General features: G+C 64.8%; 2 protein-coding genes. Both read left to right on the forward strand.

The genetic code is table 11. The annotated features are described in order from the left end of the window. The gene (locus HNQ83_RS21155; RefSeq protein ID WP_175390732.1) at window positions 1-10,980 is read left to right on the forward strand and encodes a non-ribosomal peptide synthetase; all 10,980 of its coding nucleotides are present in this window, start codon (window positions 1-3) and stop codon (window positions 10,978-10,980) included. Next, the gene (locus tag HNQ83_RS21160) at window positions 10,980-22,739 is read left to right on the forward strand and encodes a non-ribosomal peptide synthase/polyketide synthase (protein ID WP_175390733.1); all 11,760 of its coding nucleotides are present in this window, start codon (window positions 10,980-10,982) and stop codon (window positions 22,737-22,739) included. The genes HNQ83_RS21155 and HNQ83_RS21160 overlap by 1 nt, the downstream gene beginning before the upstream one ends.

A 22,739-nucleotide genomic window follows, 5' to 3' on the forward strand; every position in this document is an offset into this window, starting at 1 on the left:
ATGAATGCTGAAGACTCCTTGAAACTTGCTCGCCGGTTTATCGGGTTGCCCCTGGAAAAGCGCCAGATGTTCCTTGCGGCCTTGCACAAGGAGGGCGTGGATTTCGCCCGGTTCCCGATTCCCGCCGGGGTCGAGGCCGAGGATCGCCAGGCGTTGTCGTACGCCCAGCAACGCATGTGGTTTCTCTGGCAGCTGGACCCGCACAGTGGCGCCTACAACCTGCCGGGTGCGGTGCGCCTGACCGGTCGTCTGAACCTGTCGGCGCTGGAGCAGGCGTTCGCCAACCTGGTGGCGCGTCACGAAACCTTGCGCACGGTGTTTGCCCCACAGGCCGACGATAGCCTGCTGCAAGTGCCGGCCACGACGCCGCTGGTGATCGACCATGCGGATTTCAGCGCACTGCCGGCCACAGAGCGTGAACTGGCAGTCGCCCAGGCAGCCGAACAACAATCGGTGCTGCCGTTCGATCTGGGCAGCGGCCCGCTGCTGCGCGTGACCTTGCTCAAACTCGCCGAGCAGGAGCACGTCCTGCTGCTGACCTTGCACCACATCGTGTCCGACGGTTGGTCGATGAACGTGCTGATCGACGAATTCATCCGCTGCTACGACGCCTTCGATGCCGGCACTCAGCCGCCCCTGGCGGCGTTGCCGATCCAGTACAGCGACTACGCCCTGTGGCAGCGCCGCTGGCTGGAGGCGGGCGAGCAGGCCCGTCAACTCGACTACTGGCAGGCGCAACTGGGTGACGAGCACCCGGTGCTGGAACTGCCCACCGATCACCCGCGCCCGGCGATGCCGAGCTATCACGGCACCCGCTACGAATTCGCCGTCGACGGACAACTGGCCGAGCAACTGCGGGCCACCGCGCAGAAACACAACATCACCCTGTTCATGCTGATGCTCGGCGCCTTCAACGTGCTGTTGCACCGTTACACCGGACAGACCGACATCCGTGTGGGCGTCCCCATTGCCAACCGCAACCGCGCCGAGATCGAAGGCCTGATCGGTTTCTTCGTCAACACTCAGGTGCTGCGCACGCAACTGGACGGCCAGACCCGGGTCGACGAATTGCTGCATCGCATCAAGGAAACCGCCCTCGGCGCCCAGGCCCACCAGGACTTGCCGTTCGAGCGTCTGGTGGAAGCCTTGAAACTGGAACGCAGCCTCAGCCACACGCCGCTGTTCCAGGTGATGTACAACCACCAGCCGCAGGTCGCGGACATTTCCACGGTCACCACCCAATCCGGTTTGGCGCTGGGCGTGATCGAATGGCAAGGGCGCACCACCCAGTTCGACCTGACCCTCGATACGTATGAGAAGGGCGGCAAGCTGCACGCCGCGCTGACCTACGCCAACGACCTGTTCGACGCCGCGACCATCGCGCGCATGGCGCAGCACTGGACGCACCTGTTGCGGGGCATGGTCAGCGATTCGCATCAACGCATCAGTGATCTGCCGCTATTGGAGCAGGCCGAATACCAACGCATCGTCCATGACTGGAATCGCGCCAACGATAGCTTCGCGCAGGACCTGTGCATTCATGAACTGATCGGCCAGCAAGTCGCCTCTACCCCGAACGCATTGGCGGTGACCTTCGCCGACCAACAGCTGACCTATGCAGAACTCGATGTTCAGGCCAACCGCCTGGCGCACAAGCTGATCGAGCTGGGCGTCGGTCCGGAGGTGCGGGTCGGCGTGGCCATGCAGCGTTCCGAGCAACTGCTGATTGCCTTGCTGGCGGTGCTCAAGGCCGGTGGCGCCTATGTGCCGCTGGACCCGGACTACCCGACCGAACGTGTCGCCTACATGCTCGAAGACAGTCATGCGCTGGTGCTGCTGACCGAAGCCGAAGTGGCCAAGACACTGAGCGTGACAGCCGATACCCAAGTGCTGCTGATGGACAACATCTCGCTAGCCGATTACCCGCCAAGCGCGCCTGTTACCCGTGTCTCGCCGGACAACCTGGCCTACGTGATCTACACCTCCGGTTCCACCGGCAAACCCAAGGGCGTGGCCATCGCCCACCGCAACGTGCTGGCGCTGATTGATTGGTCCCAATCGGTGTACAGCCGCGACGACATCCAGGGTGTGCTGGCCTCGACGTCGGTGTGCTTCGACCTGTCGGTGTGGGAGCTGTTTGTGACCCTGGCCAACGGTGGCTCGGTGATCATCGCCCGCAATGCCCTGGAACTGCCGCTGCTGCAGGCCCGGGACCAGGTGCGCCTGATCAACACCGTGCCGTCGGCGATCAATGCCTTGCAGCGCGACGGGCAGATCCCGCCGAGCGTGCGCATCATCAATCTGGCCGGCGAGCCGCTGAAGCAGAGCCTGGTGGACGCGCTGTACCAGCAGCCGACCGTCGAGCACGTCTATGACCTGTACGGTCCCTCGGAAGACACCACCTATTCCACCTGGACCCGTCGCGAGGCCGGTGGCCGCGCCAACATCGGCCGCCCGCTCAAACACACCGCCAGCTACCTGCTGGACGCCGACCTGCAACCGGTGCCGCAAGGCGTGTCCGCCGAGTTGTACCTCAGCGGCGCCGGCATCACCCGTGGTTACCTGGCGCGGCCGGGCCTGACCGCCGAGAAATATGTGCCGAATCCGTTTTCCAACACCGGCGAGCGCCTGTACCGCACTGGCGACCTGACCCGCTATCAGGCCGACGGCACCCTGCAATACGTCGGCCGCATCGACCATCAGGTCAAGGTGCGCGGTTTCCGTATCGAACTGGGCGAAATCGAAGCGCGGTTGCTGCAACAGGACGCCGTTCGCGAACTGGCGGTGCTGGCGCAGGACGGCGCCAATGGTCAGCAACTGGTGGCCTACATCGTGCCGAACGATTCGGCATTGCTGGATGACCTCGACACGCAAACCACTCAACGGGAAGTGCTCAAGGCGGCCCTGCGTCAGCACCTGCCGGACTACATGGTCCCGGCGTTCCTGCTGTTCCTCGAACACCTGCCACTGACCCCCAACGGCAAGCTCGACCGCAAGGCCCTGCCGGCGGTCGACGGCACCACGCAACAACGCGAACACGTCGCGCCACGCAGCGAACTGGAGAAGTCCCTCGCGGCGATCTGGCAGGACGTGCTGGCCATCGACAACGTCGGTCTGGAAGACAACTTCTTCGAACTGGGCGGCGACTCCATCGTCTCGATGCAAGTGGTCAGCCGCGCCCGTCAGGCCGGGATCGTCCTGAGTCCCAAGGACCTGTTCCAGCACCAGACCATCCGCAGCCTGGCCCAGGCCGCCCGCACCGGCGAGCAATCGTCTATCGAGCAAGGTCCGGCAGTGGGCGCGGTGGCGCTGGCGCCTGTGCAACAGTGGTTTTTCGAGCAAGCCATCCCGCAGCGTCAGCATTGGAACCAGTCGCTGCTACTGGTGCCGCGTGAGCCGTTGAAGGTCGAGGCGCTGGAGCGTGCCCTGGAACAGTTGCTGGTCCAGCACGACAGCCTGCGCCTGCGTTACCAACAGACTGACAGCGGTTGGCAACAGGCGTACGTGGTACCGACCACCGACTCGGTGCTGTGGCCGCGTCGGGCAGAATCGGTCGAAGAACTTAACGCGCTATGCAACGAAGCCCAGCGCAGTCTTGACCTGCACAACGGTCCGCTGCTGCGCGCACTGCTGGTCGCCATGGCCGACGGCAGCGAGCGCTTGCTGCTGGTGGTTCACCACCTGGCGGTGGACGGGGTGTCCTGGCGCGTGTTGCTGGAAGATCTCCAGCAGTTCTACAACGGCGCCACTGCGCCGGCGAAAACCAGCAGCTACCAGCGCTGGGTCGCACGTTTGCAGGATCATCTTCCAGCCTTTGAAAGCAGCCTCGGCCACTGGCAGACCCAACTGCAGGGCGCGCCCGCTGATCTGCCGTGCGAACGCCCCCTGGGCGCACTGGAAAATCGTTTCGAACACAAACTCGAACTCAAGCTCGGCGCCGAGCAAACCCGCCAACTGCTGCAACAGGCCCCGGCGGCCTACCGCACCCAGGTCAACGACCTGCTGCTGACCGCACTGGCCCGCGTCATTTGCCGCTGGAGCGGGCAGGGCAGCACGCTGATCCAGCTCGAAGGCCATGGTCGCGAAGACCTGTTCGACGACATCGACCTGACGCGCACCGTGGGTTGGTTCACCAGCCTGTTTCCGGTCAACCTCAAGCCTGCCGACGATCTCGGCGCGTCGATCAAATCCATCAAAGAACAGTTGCGGGCAGTGCCGGACAAGGGCCTGGGTTACGGCGCGCTGCGCTACCTTGGCACGGCGCAGACCCGCGCCGAACTGGCGACGTTGCCGCAACCGCGCATCACCTTCAACTACCTGGGGCAGTTCGACCGGCAGTTCAACGACGGCGCGCTGTTCACCCCCTCCACCGAAGGCAATGGCATCGCACAGGACCCGTCGGCACCGCTGGGTAATTGGCTGGTGATCGAAGGTCAGGTCTACGGCGGCGAATTGTCCCTGAGCTGGGGCTTCAGCCGCGAGATGTTCGACACCGCGACCATCCAGCGTCTGGCCGAGGATTACGCCCGGGAACTGAATGCGCTGATCGAGCATTGCTGCGCCCTGGAAGCACCGCAAGCCACGCCGTCGGACTTCCCGCTGGCGCGCATCGATCAGGCGCAACTCGACGGGCTACCGCTCGCCGCTGCCAATCTCCAGGACCTGTACCCGCTGTCGCCGATGCAGCAGGGCATGCTCTTCCACACGCTGTACGAGCCAGAGGTCGGCGCCTACATCAGTCAGTTGCGCCTGGACATCGGCGGATTGGACACCGAGCGTTTCACCCAATCCTGGCAAACCGCGCTCGAGCGTCATGACATCCTGCGCAGCAGCTTCCACTGGCAGGGCCTCGACACCGCGCATCAGGCGATTGTCCGTGAGGTCGCATTGCCGCTTGAGCTGCTTGAATCGACCGACACCGATGTATTGGCCGATGCCGAGCGTGCGCAAGGCTTCGAGCTGGGGACTGCGCCGCTGTTCCGCCTGAAACTGGTTCGCACGGGCGCCAACGACTGGCACCTGATCTACACCAGCCATCACATCCTGATGGACGGCTGGAGCAACGCGCAGTTGCTGGCCGAAGTCATCCAGCACTACGCCGCCGGACAGCCGTTGCCGGCACCCACAGGGCAATACCGCGATTACCTGGGCTGGTTGCAACAGCAATCGGCGAACGCTGGCGAGCAGTTCTGGAAAGCCGCACTGGCGCCGCTGGAAGCACCGACCTTGCTGGCCGAAGCCCTGCGTCCACCGGTTGGCAGCGAGGGCAATGAAGAACATCGCGTCAGCCTCGATAACAGCACGACCCAGCGTCTGGCCGAGTTCGCCCGTCAGCAGAAAGTCACCCTCAACACCGTGCTGCAAGCGGCGTGGAGCCTCTTGCTGCAACGCTACACCGGCCAGGATTGCGTGGTGTTCGGCGCCACCGTGGCCGGCCGTTCGGCGCCGCTGCCGGGGATCGAAGAACAGCTCGGCCTGTTCATCAACACCTTGCCGCTGGTGTGCGCGATCAAGCCGGACCAGACCGTCAGCCAGTGGCTGGGCGATCTGCAAGGCCTGAACCTGGCCATGCGTGAGTTCGAACACGTGCCGCTGTACGACATTCAGGGGTGGGCGGGGCAGCAGGGCTCGGCGCTGTTCGACAGCCTGCTGGTGTTCGAAAACTTCCCGGTGGCCGAAGCGCTGAAACAGGGCGCGCCGGCCGGGTTGTCGTTCGGCAACCTGCACAACCATGAGCGCACCCACTATCCGCTGACCCTGGGCATTGAACTGGGGGAGGGGTTGGGACTGGAGTTCAGCTACGACGCGGCGCGGTTCAGTACCGGTCAGATCGCTCAGCTATCGGCCAATTTGCTGCACCTGCTGACGCAACTGGTGGCATCGCCGGATGCCGCGTTGGGCTCGCTGGAACTGCTCGACGTCAATGGAAAGAATGCGGTGCTCGCGATCAGCCAGCCGGCTGCGGTTGAGTTATCCACAACGCTGTTGGCCCACGAACAAATCGCCGCGCAAGCCGCTGCCACGCCAGATGCACTGGCCTTGCAGGTGGACGGTCACACCCTGAGCTACGGTCAACTCAATGCACAAGCCAACCGCCTGGCCCAGCGCCTGATCGACAACGGTGTCGGTCCCGGCAAGCGTGTCGGCCTGGCCGTGCGTCGCGGTCCGCAGCTGATCGTCAGCCTGCTGGCCGTACTGAAAAGCGGCGCGGCCTACGTGCCACTGGACCCGAAATACCCGGCCGAACGCCTGGCCTACATGATCGCCGACAGCCGCCTCGACCTATTGCTGGACGAATCCGGCCTGCTCCAGGCGTTAACAAGCGTCCAACGCCTGACCCTCGAAGACACCACAACCCCTGTAGGAGCAAAGCTTGCTCGCGATAGCGATCTCCCGGTCGCCGAAGATCTGGCCTACATCATCTACACCTCCGGCTCCACCGGCCAACCCAAAGGCGTCGCCATCACCCACGGCGCGCTGCGCGAGTTCTGCCAGACCGCCGCCGATTACTCAAAGCTGTCGCCATCGGACCGCGTCCTGCAATTCGCCACCTTCAGCTTCGACGGCTTCGTCGAACAATGCTTCCCGGCGCTGTGCGTCGGCGCGGCGTTGATCATGCGTGGCGATGACCTGTGGGACGCTGGCCGACTGGCCGCGGAAATCGTCGAGCAAGGCGTGACCGTGGCCGACTTGCCCGCCGCTTACTGGTTCCTGCTCGCCCGTGAATGCGCCAGCGGTGTGGTACGCAATCTTGGCGATTTGCGTCAGGTCCACGTCGGCGGCGAAGCCATGTCGGTGGAGGGCCTGCGCCTGTGGCATCAGGCCGGCCTGAGCCACGTGCGCCTGCTCAATACCTACGGCCCGACCGAAGCGACGGTGGTGTCCAGCGTGCATGAGTGCCAGCTGTGCGATGCCAGCGATGCCTTCGGCATTCCCATCGGTCGTGCCATCGCGGGCCGTGCGTTGTATGTGCTGGATTCGGCCGGTCAGCTGTTGCCCACCGAGGGCGTCGGCGAGTTGTGCATCGGTGCCCCGGCCTGTCTGGCGCAAAGCTATTTTGACCGCCCGGCGCTGACCGCCGAACGCTTCCTGCCGGACCCCTTCGCCCGCGAGCCGGGTGCGCGGCTGTACCGCAGCGGCGACCTGGCGCGCTACAACGCTGACGGCAATCTGGAATATGTCGGGCGTATCGACCACCAGGTGAAGATTCGCGGTTTCCGTATCGAAATGGGTGAGATCGAAGCCTGCCTGCAAGCCCGCGACGAGGTCCGTGAAGCCGCCGTCATCGCCCAGGACGGCACGCAACTGGTGGCGTATGTCGTGGCCAGCGGCGCGGTGGCGTGCGAGGCGGATTATCTGCAAGGGCTCAAAGCCGTCCTGCGCCAGTCGCTGCCGGACTACATGGTGCCCAGCCACTTGGTCCTGCTGGACAAACTGCCGCTCAACAACAACGGCAAACTCGACCGCAAGGCCTTGCCACGGGCCGAAGCGGCAACGGCCCAACGGGACTTCGTGGCCCCGGCGCCTGGGCTGGAAACGCAACTGGCGCAGATCTGGCAAGACGTATTGCAGGTCGAACACGTGGGCCGCGACGACAACTTCTTCGCCTTGGGTGGCCATTCGTTGCTGGTGCTGCAAGTGATCTCCCGTGTGCGTCAACAACTGCAACTTGAGCTGTCAGTGAGCAGCCTGTTCTCCGCTGAGCATCTGAAGGTATTTGCCGAGCGTGCAGCACAAGCGACCGCAAGCGCCCAGCCGCTGCTGCAACGCGCACCGGACGATCAGCCACGGATCCTGGCCTACGCCCAGCAACGCCAATGGATTCTCTGGCAACTGGACCCGCACAGCGCGGCCTACAACATTCCGGCGGCGCTGCGCCTCAAGGGCTCGCTGAACCGCGACGCCCTGCGCATAGCCTTCGCGCAGTTGCAGGTGCGTCACGAAACCCTGCGCACGACCTTCGAACAGGATGGTCAGCAGGCGCGGCCAGTGGTGCACGTCGAACTGCCGTTGCAATTCAATGAACGGTCAATCGAAGCGTCGGCGATCAACAGCGCCGTGGCGGAAGAAATCGCCCAACCGTTCGACCTGCGCAACGGCCCTCTGTGGCGCGTGTTGCTGTTGCAAATCGGCGCCGAGGACCATGTGCTGGTGCTCACCGTGCACCACATCGCCGCCGATGGCTGGTCGATGCAGGTGACGGTCGACGAGTTCAGCGCCCTGTATCAGGCTGCCGTAACAGGCAGCGCTGCGAACCTGGCGGCACTGCCGGTGGCCTACAGCGACTTCGCCCGCTGGCAGCGCGACTGGCTGGAAGCCGGGGAGGGCGCACGCCAGTTGGCCTGGTGGCGCGAGCAACTGGATGGCAGCCAGGCACCGCTGGAATTGCCGAGCGAACTGAGCCGTCCGGCCCGTCGCAGCGAACGCGGCGCGAGCCTGCTGTTGCAGGTCGATCGCGACTTGCTCGCCGGTCTGCGCCAGCGTGCGCAAGAACAGCAAGTGACGCTGTTCATGCTGTTGCTGGCGAGTTTCCAGACCTTGCTGCATCGCCAGAGTGGGCAGTCGGGCATCAGCGTCGGCGTGCCGAGTGCCGGGCGTTCGCAACTCGAAACCGAAGGCCTGATCGGCTTCTTCATCAATACCCAGGTGCTGCGCGCCGAGATCGACGGGCAGCAGCCGTTCAGCACCTTGCTGCACCAGGTCAAGCGCACCGCGCTGGCCGCCCAGGCCCATCAGGACTTGCCGTTCGAGCAACTGGTCGACGCCTTGCAGCCGGACCGCAGCCTCAATCACAGCCCGTTGTTCCAGGTGCTCTACAACCATCAGCAACAGCTGGGTGCCAGCGTCGAACGCGCCGTGGCCGGTTTGCAGGTCGAGCGCCTGCACTGGCAGCAGCACACCGCGCAATTCGATCTGGTGCTCGACACCCAGGAGCAGGGTGATGAACTGGACGCGAGCCTCAGCTACGCCACCGATCTGTACGACGAAGCCTCCATGCAGCGTCTGGCCCAACAGTGGTTGAACCTGCTGCGTGCGGTGGTCGCCGATCCGCAGCAGCGCGTGGCGGAACTGCCGCTGATGCACACGCCGCAGTACGAAGAGCTGATCCAGCACTGGAACCCGGCGTTCCAGACGCAACCCGCATCGCCGACCTTGCATCAGTTGTTCGAAGCCCAGGCCGCACAACGGCCGACCGCCATCGCCCTGAGCTACGAAGGCGAGCACCTGAGCTACGCCGCCCTCAACGCCCAGGCCAACCGCCTGGCGCGCAAACTGCGCGAGCAGGGCGTCGGGCCGGAAGTGAAGGTCGGTATCGCCACCGAACGGGCGATGCCGCTGGTGGTGGGCTTGCTGGCGATCCTCAAGGCCGGTGGCGCCTATGTGCCGCTGGACCCGCAATACCCGGCCGAGCGCCTGAGCTACATGATCGAAGACAGCGGCATCGCACTGCTGTTGACCCAGTCGCACTTGATCGATGGCTTGCCGGCCCGCGACGGCGTGCAGGTGCTGGACCTGACAGCGTTGCAACTGGACGGCTACAGCAGCGACAACCTGCCAACCCTGGTAGCCCCGGACAACCTCGCCTACGTGATCTACACCTCCGGTTCCACTGGCCGGCCAAAAGGCGCGTTGCTCAGCCATGGCAACGTCGGGCGCCTGCTGACCGCCACCGCCGCCGAGTTCAATTTCGGTGCGAACGATGTCTGGACCCTGTTCCATTCCTACGCCTTCGATTTCTCCGTGTGGGAGCTGTTCGGTTCGCTGTGCACCGGCGGGCGCCTGGTGATCGTGCCGTACTACATCAGCCGCGAGCCCCAGGAGTTCCACCGCTTGCTGTGCGACGAGGGCGTGACGGTGCTGAACCAGACCCCGACCGCCTTCCGCCAGTTGTTGCCGATCGCCTGCGCCAGCCCGCAGAACCTGGCGCTGCGCCAGGTGATTTTCGGCGGCGAGGCGCTGGAAGTGGCCAGCCTGCGGCCATGGTTCGAGCGCTTCGGTGATCAGCAGCCAACCCTGGTGAACATGTACGGCATCACCGAGACCACGGTCCACGTGACCTACCGCGCCATCCGTCTGACCGACCTCGACGGCAAGGCGCAAAGCCCCATCGGCCTGCCGATCCGCGACCTGCGCTGGTACTTGCTCGACAGCCAGTTGCAACCGGTGCCGGTGGGCGTGGCGGGCGAGCTGTACATCGCCGGCGCCGGCCTGGCCCGGGGTTATCACGGGCGTTCCGGCCTGACCGCCGAGCGTTTCGTGCCGAGCCCGTTCGACGCCTCCCAACGCCTGTATCGCAGCGGCGACCTGGCGCGCCAGCGTGCCGATGGCAGCATCGACTACCTCGGCCGCATCGACCAGCAAGTGAAGATCCGCGGCTTCCGCATCGAACTGGGCGAAATCGAAGCGGCGGTGCTGGCGCAGCCGGGCGTGCGTCAGGCGGTGATCAGCGTGCATGCCGGTGACGGTGGACCGCAACTGTGCGCCTACGTGGTGGCCGAACAGACCCCGACCGACCCGATGGTCTGGCGCGACACCCTGCGCGCCGCGCTCAAGGTCGACCTGCCGGATTACATGGTGCCCAGCCACTGGCTGCTGCTCGATGCCTTGCCGCTGACCAGCAACGGCAAGCTCGACCGCAAGGCCTTGCCGGTGCCGGATGCCGAGGCCTGGCAACGCCCGTTCGAAGCCCCCGAAGGCAACCTCGAACAACAACTGGCCGGTATCTGGGCCGACGTGCTGGGCGTGGCGCAGATCGGCCGGCGCGACAACTTCTTTGAATTGGGCGGCCATTCGCTGCTCGCCGCCCAGGCCAGTGCCCGCGTGGAACTGGAACTGGGCATCGAGCTGCCGCTGCGCGCGCTGTTCGAAACCAACGACCTTCAGGCTTATGCCGCCATGGCCGGGCAACACGCCCCGACTGACAACGATGCACGTCTGGATGCGCTTGAGTCGCTTCTGGACGAGATGGAGTTCAACTGATGGAACACAGCACTGCCCAGCGTATTGCCACCCGTTTCGCCGGCCTGCCTGCGGACAAACGCCGCGAGTTTCTGCAACGCATGCAGGAGCAGGGCGTCAGCTTCGGCCAACTGCCGATTCCGCCCGCCGCCGAGCCGCAAGCGACTTTCGAACTGTCCTACGCGCAGCAACGCCAATGGTTCCTCTGGCAGCTTGACCCGCAGAGCAGCGCCTACAACATTCCCGCCGCACTGCGTCTGTACGGGCCGTTGAACCTCGCGGCGCTGCAGCAGAGTTTCGATTTGCTGCTGGAGCGACACCAGAGTCTGCGCAGCCGATTCGTCGAGGACGATGGCCAGGTGATGCAGACACTGGCCTCGTCTGCCTCGTTGTCCATCGAACAGCATGATTTGCGCGATGAGCCGCAGCCTTTCGAATCGGCGATGAAAGCAGTCGAAGCGCAAATCGCCCGGCCGTTCGATCTGCAGCACGGCCCGCTGTTGCGCGTCAGCCTCCTGCAGCTGGACGCCGAAGACCATGTGCTGGTGCTGACCCTGCACCACATCGTCACCGATGGCTGGTCCATGGGTGTGCTGGTAGAAGAATTTTCCCGGCTCTACGCAGCGAGCTGCCAAGGACAGAGCGCTGAGCTGGAAGCGCTGCCGATTCAGTATTCGGACTACGCCGCGTGGCAGCGTCGCTGGATGGAAGCGGGAGAGTTGGAGCGCCAGTTGAACTGGTGGAAGGAAAAGCTCGGCAGCGAACAGCCGCTGCTGGAATTGCCCACCGACCGCCCACGTCCCGCACAACCGAGCCAGCAAGGCGCGCGTCTGGATTTCGCCCTCGATGCCAGTTTGTCGAGCGGTTTGATGAGCCTGGCCAAACAGCGCGGCGTCACGCCGTTCATGCTGTTACTGGCGAGCTTCCAGGCCTTGCTCTATCGCTACAGCGGCCAGTCCGACCTGCGCATCGGCGTGCCGATCGGCAACCGCAACCGCACGGAAACCCGAGGTCTGATCGGCTTCTTCGTCAACACCCAGGTGATGCGTGCCGAACTGGACGGTCGTCTGCCGTTCAGCCAATTGCTGGAGCAGACTCGAACTGCATCACTGGATGCCCAGGACTATCAGGACCTGCCGTTCGAGCGTCTGGTGCAGGCGCTGCAAGGTGAGCGCAGCCTGAGCCACAGTCCGCTGTTCCAGGTGATGTTCAACCACCAGCAAGCCCGGCCGGCGGCGGTCAGCGGCTTGCTCGCGGGCCTGCGGGTCGAAGCGCTGAACGCCACATCGCCCACCACCCAGTTCGACCTGCAACTGGACACCCAGGAAGAGGGCGACAAGCTGTTCGCCAGCCTGACCTACGCCACCGACCTGTTCGACGCCGAGCGTATCGAGTGTCTGGCTCGTCACTGGAGAAATCTGTTGGCCGGTGTCCTGGCCAACCCGCAAACCCCGTTGGCCGAATTGCCGTTGCTGGACGCTGACGAACGCCTGCGCATCCTCGATGGCCTCAACGACACCGCCACACGCTATCCGGGCGAAGTCTGTGTGCAGCGGCATTTTGAAGCACGAGTGATTGAAAACCCTGAAGCGACGGCGCTGGTGTTCCAGGGACAATCCTTGAGCTACGCCGAACTGAATCGGCGCGCCAACCGCCTGGCCCATCACCTGCGCGCACAAGGTGTTGGCCCGGAAGTGATCGTCGGTATCGCCTGCGACCGCTCGTTCGAAATGGTCGTCGGCCTGCTGGCGATCCTCAAGGCCGGCGGTGCCTACGTGCCGCTGGACCCGGAATACCCGCTGGATCGCCTGAGCTACATGATCGAGGACAGCGGCATTTCGCTGTTGCTGACCCAGGAACATTTGCTGGCGCAATTGCCGACGCCGGACAGCGTGCGCACCCTGTGCCTGCACAACAACGCCGACTGGCTGAGCGAGCTGCCAGCGACGGATCCCGTCAATCTGGCGGTAGCCGAAAACCTCGCCTACATGATTTACACCTCCGGCTCCACCGGCAAACCCAAGGGCGCGGGCAACCGCCATATCGCGCTGCACAACCGTCTGGAGTGGATGCAACAAGCCTACAACCTGCTGCCGAGCGACCGCGTGCTGCAAAAAACGCCGTTCAGCTTCGACGTCTCGGTATGGGAGTTCTTCTGGCCGCTGATGAAAGGCGCCACGCTGGTGATCGCCGCGCCGGGCGAACACCGCGATCCGCAACGCCTCGCCGCACTGATTGTCGAGCAGGCGATCACCACGCTGCACTTCGTGCCGTCGATGCTCCAGGCGTTCATCGCCGCCGACGAAGCACAGACCTGCACCTCGCTGGTCCGGATCATTTGCAGTGGCGAAGCGCTGCCGATGGAACTGCAACGTCAGACTCTGCGCAGCCTGCCGCAAGCCAATCTGTACAACCTCTATGGCCCGACCGAGGCGGCCATCGACGTCACCCACTGGACCTGTATTGAAGAGGGCCGCGACAGCGTGCCGATCGGTCGCCCGATCGCCAACCTGCGGACCTTGATCCTCGACAGCGAACTGCAACCCTTGCCGCTGGGCGCGGTAGGCGAGTTGTACCTCGGTGGGGTCGGCCTGGCCCGTGGTTACCATCGCCGTGGCGCACTGACCGCCGAGCGTTTCGTGGTCGATCCGTTCGGCAGCGGCGAACGCCTGTACCGCACCGGTGACCTGGCGCGCTACCGCGCCGATGGCGCCATCGACTACTGCGGGCGCATCGACCATCAGGTGAAGATTCGCGGCTTGCGCATCGAGCTGGGCGAGATCGAAGCGCGCCTGCAGGAACATGCCGAGGTGCAGGAAGCCGTGGTACTGGCCCTGGATGGCCCGAGCGGCAAGCAACTGGTGGCCTATGTCGTGCCGCAGGATCCTGCTTTGGTTGACGCCGATGGCGAACGGCAAGGCGCCTGGCGCGAAGCCCTGAAGAACCATCTGCTCGGCAGCCTGCCGGACTACATGGTGCCGGCGCAGACCGTGCTGATCGAACAGATGCCCCTGAGCCCCAACGGCAAACTCGATCGCAAGCGCCTGCCGGCGCCGACCGCGCAGGTCAGCCAGCGCGCCTTCGAAGCACCACGTACTGAACATGAGCAAGTGCTGGCGCAGATCTGGCAGGACGTTTTGGGCGTGGAACAGGTGGGGCGCCAGGACAATTTCTTCGAGCTGGGCGGCGATTCGATCATTTCGATTCAGGTGGTCAGCCGTGCCCGCCGCGCCGGCCTGAGCCTGCAACCGCGGGATCTGTTCCAGCAACAAACCCTGCAAGCCCTGGCGGCGGTGGTCAAGGAACAGGCCGCACCACTGGCGCAACAGGGGCCGGTGGACGGTGTGCAAAAGCTCACGCCAATCCAGCGCTGGTTCTTCGAAGAACCGATCCCGCAGCGCGCCCACTGGAACCAGGCGGTGCTGCTGGTGCCACGGGAAACCCTTGACTTGCCGCGTCTGCAAGGCGCCCTGCAACGCCTGCTCAAGCAGCACGATGCATTGCGGCTGCGCTTCAGTCAGGTCGACGGTCAATGGTCGGCGCGGTATGTCGGCGCCGACAGTGCCGACGTCATCGACATGCTCTGGACCGCCCGCGTCGCCAGCGACGCCTCGCTGGAGTCGGTGTGCGATGAAGCCCAGCGCAGCCTCAGCCTGCAAGACGGGCCGCTGCTGCGGGTGGCGCTGATCGCCCAGGCCGATGGCTCGCAACGCTTGCTGCTGGTGGTTCACCACTTGGCGGTGGACGGTGTGTCCTGGCGGGTGTTGCTGGAGGATTTGCAGGCCGCCTACCAAGGCCAGGAACTGCCACCGAAAACCAGTGCGTTCCAGGCCTGGGCCGACAAGCTCGACGCTTATGCACGCAGCGAAACTGCCATTAATGAATTGAGCTGGTGGCAAAACCATTTGGCCGGTGCCAGCGATGCGCTGCCGGCAGCCAACGTCCAGGCCAGTCAGGCCGGGCATTTGCGCCAGGGGGTTAGCATCGGCCTGGACCGCGAACAAACTCGTCAGTTGCTGCAACAGGCCCCGGCGATCTACCGCACTCAAGTGAACGACCTGCTGCTGACCGCACTGGCCCGCACCCTCAGCCGATGGACCGGTAGCGAATCGGCGCTGATCCAGCTTGAAGGCCATGGCCGCGAAGACCTGTTCGACGACATCGACCTGACTCGCACCGTCGGCTGGTTCTCCAGCCTGTTCCCGGTGCGCCTGATGCCCACTGCCGACCTTGGCGGTTCGATCAAGGCGATCAAGCAGCAATTGCGCGACATCCCCGGCAAGGGCCTGGGCTACGGCCTGTTGCGCTACATGGGCGATGCCACGGCGCAAGCGGCGCTGGCCGCGTTGCCGCAGGCACGGGTGACTTTCAACTACCTCGGCCAATTCGACCAGAGCTTCGCCGAGGACGCGCTGTTCACACCGGCCAAGGAATCCAGCGGCGCCGCGCAACCGGCGGATGCACCGTTGCCCAACTGGCTGTCGGTGGACGGTCAGGTGTATGGCGGTGAACTGAAACTCGACTGGACCTTCAGCCGCGAATGCTTCGACCTTCGTGAAATCGAAGCCCTGGCCGCTGATTTCCGCACTGAATTGCTGGCGTTGATCGAACACTGCCTGAGCGACGGCGCAGGCGGCGTGACCCCGGCGGACTTCCCGCTGGCGCGCCTGAGCCAGGCGCAACTCGACGGCTTGCCGGTGCCGCCGACGCAGATCGAAGACCTGTACCCGCTGTCGCCGATGCAGGCGGGTCTGTTGTTCCATAGTCTGTACGAGTCGGACTCCGGCGCTTACGTGAACCAGCTCAGCGTCGAAGCCCGTGGCCTCGACGCCGAACGCCTGGGCCGCGCCTGGCAAGCGGTGCTCGACAGCCACGGGATCCTGCGCAGCAGTTTCCACTTCCCTGAAGGTTTCGAGGCACCGGTGCAACTGGTGCATCGTCATCTGCAATTGCCGATGACCTGCCTCGACTGGCGCGGCCGTGACGATCAGGCCGAAGCGCTGGCGCAACTGATCGACAGCGAACGCCTGCAACTGGATTCGACCCGCGCACCGCTGATGCGCCTGACCTTGGTGCGCCTGGACGATGAGCGCCAGCAACTGATCTACACCCACCATCACCTGCTGCTCGATGGCTGGAGTAATTCGCTGCTGCTCAGCGAAGTGCTGCAGCGCTATGCCGGGCAAGAAGTGCAGGCGCCTAGCGGGCGTTTCGCCGACTACATCGGCTGGCTGCAACGCCAGGATGCCGAGGCCGACGAGCTGTTCTGGCGCGGGCAACTGGCGAGCCTCGACAACCCGACGCTGCTGGCCGAGAGCCTGAGCCTCAACAACCCGTCGGACACCGCATTCGCCGACCATCGCCAGACCTTCGACGTGGCCACCAGCAAGCGCTTCAGCGACTTTGCCCGTCAGCAAAAAGTGACCCTCAATACGCTGGTGCAAGGCGCATGGGCACTGCTGTTGCAACGCTACAGCGGCCAACGCAGCGTGGCATTCGGCGCCACGGTGGCGGGGCGTCCGGTGGACTTGCCGGGGGCCGAAAGCCAGCTCGGCCTGTTCATCAACACCTTGCCGGTGATCAGCAGCCCGGACGCGGTGGAAAGCGTCGAGCAATGGTTGAGTCGTTTGCAGGCGCAGAACCTGGAACTGCGCGAACACGAATTCACCGCCCTCGGTGATATTCAGCGCTGGGCCGGGCGTGCCGGCGAGCCGTTGTTCGACAGCCTGTTGGTGTTCGAAAACTTCCCGGTGGCCGAAGCGCTGCAACAGGGCGCGCCAGCCGACTTGAGCTTCTCGATCCCGCAGAACCACGAACGCACCAACTTCCCGCTGACGATTGCGGCCACGGCGGAAAGTCAGCTCAGCCTGAACTGGAGCTACCAGTGCAGCCACTTCAGCGGCGATGCGATTGCCCGCATGAGCGAGCACCTGGCGGCGCTGCTGGCAGCCATGGTCGCCGCGCCGCAGGCAGCCTTGAGTGAACTGGACCTGCTGACCGTCCCGGAACGTGCGCAACAGTTGGTGGAATGGAACCCGGCGTTCACCCCGGAGCAGAACCCGCTGTGCGTGCATCAATTGATCGAGGCCCAGGCCGACATCCGTCCGCACGCCACCGCGCTGATCTTCAACGACCAGGAGCTGAGCTTCGACCAACTCAACCGCCGCGCCAACCAGTTGGCCCATCGCCTGCGCGCACTGGACATCGGCCCGGAAGTACGGGTTGGCCTGGCCATGCAGCGTTCGCCCGAGATGATCGTCGGCCTGCTGGCGATCCTCAAGGCGGGCGGTGCCTACGTGCCGCTGGACCCGGCCTATCCGGCGGAACGCCTGCGCTACCTGATGGAGGACAGCGGCATTGCCCTTCTGGTCAGCCAATCCTGGCTGCGGGAAAAACTGCCACTGCCCGAAGGCCTGCCGGTGCTGGAGATCGACCGTGAACCGTTGGCGGCCATGGCCGAGACCAACCCGGTCAACCTGACCAGCGGCGAAAACCTCGCCTACCTGATCTACACCTCGGGTTCCACCGGCCGGCCCAAAGGCGTCAGCGTGGCCCACGGTCCGCTGGCCATGCACTGCGTGAAGATCGGCGAGTTGTACGGCATGACCCCGGACGACCGCGAGCTGCAATTCGCTTCGATCAGCTTCGACGGCGCCCACGAACGCTGGCTGACACCGCTGGTGTTCGGCTCGGCGGTGATGCCCCGTGACGACGAGTTGTGGAGCGTGGAGCGCACCTGCGCCGAGATCGAAAAGCACGGCATCACCATCGCCTGCTTCACTCCGACTTACCTGGGGCAGATCGCCGATTTCATGGGCGAAGCCGGACGCGATCTGCCGATCCGTTCCTACACGCCGTGCGGTGAGGGGATGGCCAAGCATGCGTTTGACGAAGTGCAACAGGTGCTGCAACCCAAGCGCCTGATCAATGGCTACGGCCCGACCGAAACGGTGATCACCCCGCTGATCTGGCTGGCCTACCCGGACACCGAGTTCGACTCGGCCTTCATGCCGATTGGCCGGCCGGTGGGCAATCGCAGCGCCTACATTCTCGACGGCGGATTGCAGCCGCTGCCGGTGGGTGTGGCGGGTGAGTTGTACCTGGGCGGCGAGGGCGTCGCCCGTGGCTACCACCAGCGCCCGGACCTGACCGCCGAACGCTTCGTGCCCGATCCGTTCGTGCCCGGCGGGCGCCTGTATCGCAGCGGCGACCTCGCACGGTTCCGCGCCGATGGCGTCGTTGAGTACCTCGGTCGTATCGACCAGCAAGTGAAGATTCGCGGTTTCCGTATCGAACTCGGCGAGATCGAGGCCTGCCTGGTCGAGCACCAAGGCGTGCGTGAAGCCTTTGTCATTGATCGTGAAGGCCCGGCAGGCCGTCAACTGGTCGGCTACGTGGTGCCTCGCGATCCGCTCGCTGACGAGCAGGATCTGCGTGACGCGTTGACGGCGCACCTGCGCAGCCGTCTGCCGGCACACATGCTGCCCGCGCATTTGATGTGCCTGGCCGCGTTGCCGCTGACACCTAACGGCAAGCTGGATCGTCAAGGTTTGCCGGCGCCAGAAGCGACTCGCCAGCGTCAGGATCAGGTGGCCGCCGCGTCGCTTGCCGAAGCGCTGCTGGTGGAGATCTGGAAAGAACTGCTGGGTCTGGAGTCGGTGGGCGTCACCGAGAATTTCTTCGAACTGGGCGGTGATTCGATCATCTCGCTGCAAGCGGTGAGCCGCGCCGGGCAGCGCGGGTTGGTGTTCAGTCCCAAGCAACTGTTCGAGCAGCAGACCATTCGTGCACTCGCGGCAGTGGCCGGCAGTCGCGAGGCCGCATTGATTGAAACGCCGAAAGTCGAGGCTTTTGCACTAGTTCCTCATATGGCGCCCCCTATCGACGTGGCTGCCCGCGAAGGCCTGCAAGACCTCTATCCGCTGTCGCCGATGCAACAGGGCATGCTGTTCCACTGCCTCGATTCACCGGAACTCAACCCCTACGTCAACCAGTTGAGCGTCGAGGTCGACGGCTTGCAGGTGCCGCGTTTCCGCGCGGCCTGGCAGGCATTGGTCGAACGCCATGAAGTGCTGCGGGCGGCGTTCCGCTGGCGCGACGGCCTGGCCGATCCGCTGCAGGCGGTGTTCGCCGGGGTCGAGTTGCCGATCGAAGAGCTCGACTGGCGTGAGCGCACGAACACCGAACAGGCGCTGCGCGAACTGGCGCAAGCCGAGCAGGCCCGGGGCTTCGACCTGAGTTGCCCGCCGCTGATGCGCTTCGTACTGGTGCGCCTGGGTGAAGACCGATACCAGATGATCTGGGTCTACCATCACCTGCTGCTGGACGGCTGGAGTGCGTCGCGCCTGCTGGGCGAGATGCTGCGCCTGTACCACCACGACAGCCTGCCGGCATTGACCGGTCGCTATGCCGACTACATCGCCTGGCTGCAACGCCAGGACGCTGCCCAGGCCGAAGGCTTCTGGCGCGAGCGCCTGGCCTTGCTGGAAGCCCCGACCATTCTGGCCAAGGCTTCCGGCGCGGCGGGTTCCGGCCACGGCGTGATGTACAGCGACCTCGACGCCGAGGCGACACGCAAGCTGCACAGTTTCGCCAAGCGCCAGCGCGTGACCCTCAACACCCTGGTGCAGGGCGCCTGGCTGTTGCTGCTGCAACGTCACAGCGGTCAGCGCAGCGTGGCATTCGGCGCCACGGTGGCGGGGCGTCCGACGGGGCTGGCCGGGGCACAGGACATGCTCGGCCTGTTCATCAACACCTTGCCGGTGATCCAGACCCTCGACCCGCAACAGCCGTTGGGCGAGTGGCTGCGTGAGCTGCAGGATTACAACCTGAGCGTGCGCGACTACGAACACACGCCGCTGTCCGACATCCAGCGCTGGGCCGGGCAGGGTGGCCAGGGCTTGTTCGACAGCATCATCGTGTTCGAGAACCATCCGGTGGACCGTGCCTTGAAAGGCGGCGAGGAAGGCGAGCTGCGCTTTACCGACGTGGGCAGCGGCGGGGTGACCAACTTCCCGATGGACTTGATGGTCAGCGCCAATGACGAGGGGCTGGAGGTCGAGTACCTGTACCTGCGTGATCGCTTCAGCGATGTGGAAGTCGAGCGCATTCGTGCACAGCTTGAAGGTCTGCTGCGGGCGTTACCTGAAGACGCGGATTGCCTGCTGGGCAACATGGGTTTGCCTGAGGCGCGTTTGAGCTTGCCGCTAGCGTCCACCGAACACGCTGATTTGCTGCACAGCTTTAATCACCACGTACGCACGCAACCCGAAAAAATCGCGCTGTTCTGTGAGGATCGCGAAGTCAGTTATGCACAGCTTGAAGTGCAGGCCAATGGACTGGCGCAACAACTGATCGCTCGCGGTATCGGCGCGGAAAGCCTGGTGGCGGTGGCGTTGCCGCGCTCCGAACGCACGATTGTCGCGTTCCTCGCGGTGCTCAAGGCCGGTGCGGCGTATCTGCCTCTGGACTTGGCCTACCCGGCCGAGCGACTGGCGTACATGCTCGGCGATTCGGCGGCGAGCCTGCTGATTTGCGACAGCGATCTGGGTGAGCGGGTGACGTTGGCCGACAGCACGCCGCGCTTGCTGCTCGATCAGTTGAGCGTTGCCGACATGGCCGAGTGCCCGGTTTCCGCGCCGCTTGCGGGGCACCTGGCGTACCTGATCTACACCTCCGGTTCCACGGGCCAACCCAAGGGCGTGGCCGTGGCGCGGGGGCCGATTGCCCGGCATTGCCGCGGCATCATCGACCTCTACGAACTGGCCCCGCAAAGCCGCGAACTGCATTTCATGTCGTTCGCCTTCGACGGCGCCCAGGAGCGCTGGCTCAGTGTGTTGCTGGCCGGGGGCAGCCTGGTGATCCGCGACGACAGCCTGTGGACCCCGGAGCAAACCCTGGAGGTGCTGCATCGCCACGACGTGACCGTGGCCTGCTTTCCGCCGGCGTACCTGCAACAGATGGCCGAAGTGGCCGAACGCCTGGGCAATCCGCCAGCGGTGCAGGTGTACTGCTTCGGCGGCGACGCGGTGCCGGACGCCAGCTTCGAACAGGTCAAGCGCGCACTGCGTCCGCAGCGTCTGGTCAACGGCTACGGCCCGACCGAAACCGTGGTCACGCCGCTGCTGTGGCGGGCCGAGGCCAGCGAAAGTTGTGAGGCTGCCTACGCGCCGATTGGTCGTGGCGTGGCGGGCCGTGGCTTGTACATCCTCGATGCCGATCTCAATCCGTTGCCGGTGGGTGTCAGCGGCGAGCTGTACCTGGGCGGCGAATGCCTGGCCCGGGGTTATCACCAGCGTCCGGGGTTGAGTGCCGAGCGCTTCATCCCCGATCCGTTCGAGGCCGGTGGCCGCATGTACCGCACCGGCGATCTGGTGCGTCAGCGCGAGTGCGGGCTGATCGACTACCTGGGGCGACTGGACCAGCAAGTGAAGATCCGTGGTTTCCGCATCGAACTGGGCGAGATCGAAGCCCGTCTGCGCGATTGCGCCGGGGTTCAGGATGCCGCCGTGGTCGTACAGGACACGCCCACCGGCAAGCAGCTGGTTGGCTACGTCGTTGCGGCGGGCGCGGCGGGGCTGGACCGTCGACTCAAGGCCGAGCTGCAAGCGCAACTGCCGGACTACATGGTGCCGGCGCGGATCCTGGTGCTCGACCGCTTCCCGCTGTCGGCCAATGGCAAGCTCGATCGTCGCGCACTGCCGGAGCCGGAATGGGCCATCGGCGGTTATCGCGCCCCGCGCAACGCGCTGGAAACGGCGCTGACGGCGATCTGGCAAGACGTGCTCGGCGTGCCGCAAGTGGGCATCGACGACAACTTCTTCGAACTCGGCGGCGACTCGTTGCAGGTGCTCAAAGTCATCTCGCGGGTACGCAGCCAGCCGCAACTGGGCTTCGAATTGAAGCTGCGGGACCTGATGCAGAAACCGTGCATCGCCGAACTCAGCGGGTATCAGGCAGCAGAACCTGCGAAAGCGCCGGACCCGTTGTTGGCGTTGAATGGCCGGGTCGCCAGCGTGCCGGCGTTGTTCTGCCTGCACGCCGGCTTCGGCACGGTGTTCGACTACGAGCCACTGGCCCGGCGCCTGGAAGGCCGGCGCACGGTGTACGGCCTGCAATGCCGGATGCTGCTCGACCCGCAGTGGCAGGACGCGTCGCTGTTGGCGATGGCCCAGGCCTACGCGCAGCGGATTCGCACGCAGCAGCCTGAAGGCCCGTATTACCTGCTGGGCTGGTCGTTGGGCGGTGCGTTGACGCAACTGGTCGCCCATGAACTGGAAAACCAGGGGCAGGCGGTGGCGTTTGCCGGATTGGTCGACAGTTATGTGGCGGGTACGGCGGAGGCGGGGGACTGGCGCGAAGATTTGGCGGACTTCCTGAAGTTTGTCCTGGGTCATCCGTCTGAAGAAGCAGAGGCGCTGATTGCGCTTGAAGCCACCGGATTGAACGAGCGCGAAGGTGCTGCGGCGGTGATCGAAGCGGCCATGCATGGCGCCAACGGTCACGCGGCGTTGGGCACCAGTGAGCTCACGCAAATCTTCGCCACCGGTTCATCGCTCAAGCGACTGGCTTTGGCACAACGACAACTGCCGAAGGTGCAGGTCGCGGTGCATCGCTGGTGGGTGGCTGGCCGTGAGGATGAGCGTCGGGTGTTCGAGGCGCAGGTGGGTCGTCACGGTGTGGATCGTTTGTTGGCCGGTGGGCACTACGAGTTGCTGCGCGGTGATGAGTTGCTGGATCAGCTGGAGGATTTGCTGGAGCGCCGCTTGGTGACTGCATAA

Origin of the sequence: Pseudomonas sp. C2B4 (assembly GCF_013359695.1) — a bacterium.
In the GTDB taxonomy this organism is placed as follows: Bacteria; Pseudomonadota; Gammaproteobacteria; order Pseudomonadales; family Pseudomonadaceae; genus Aquipseudomonas.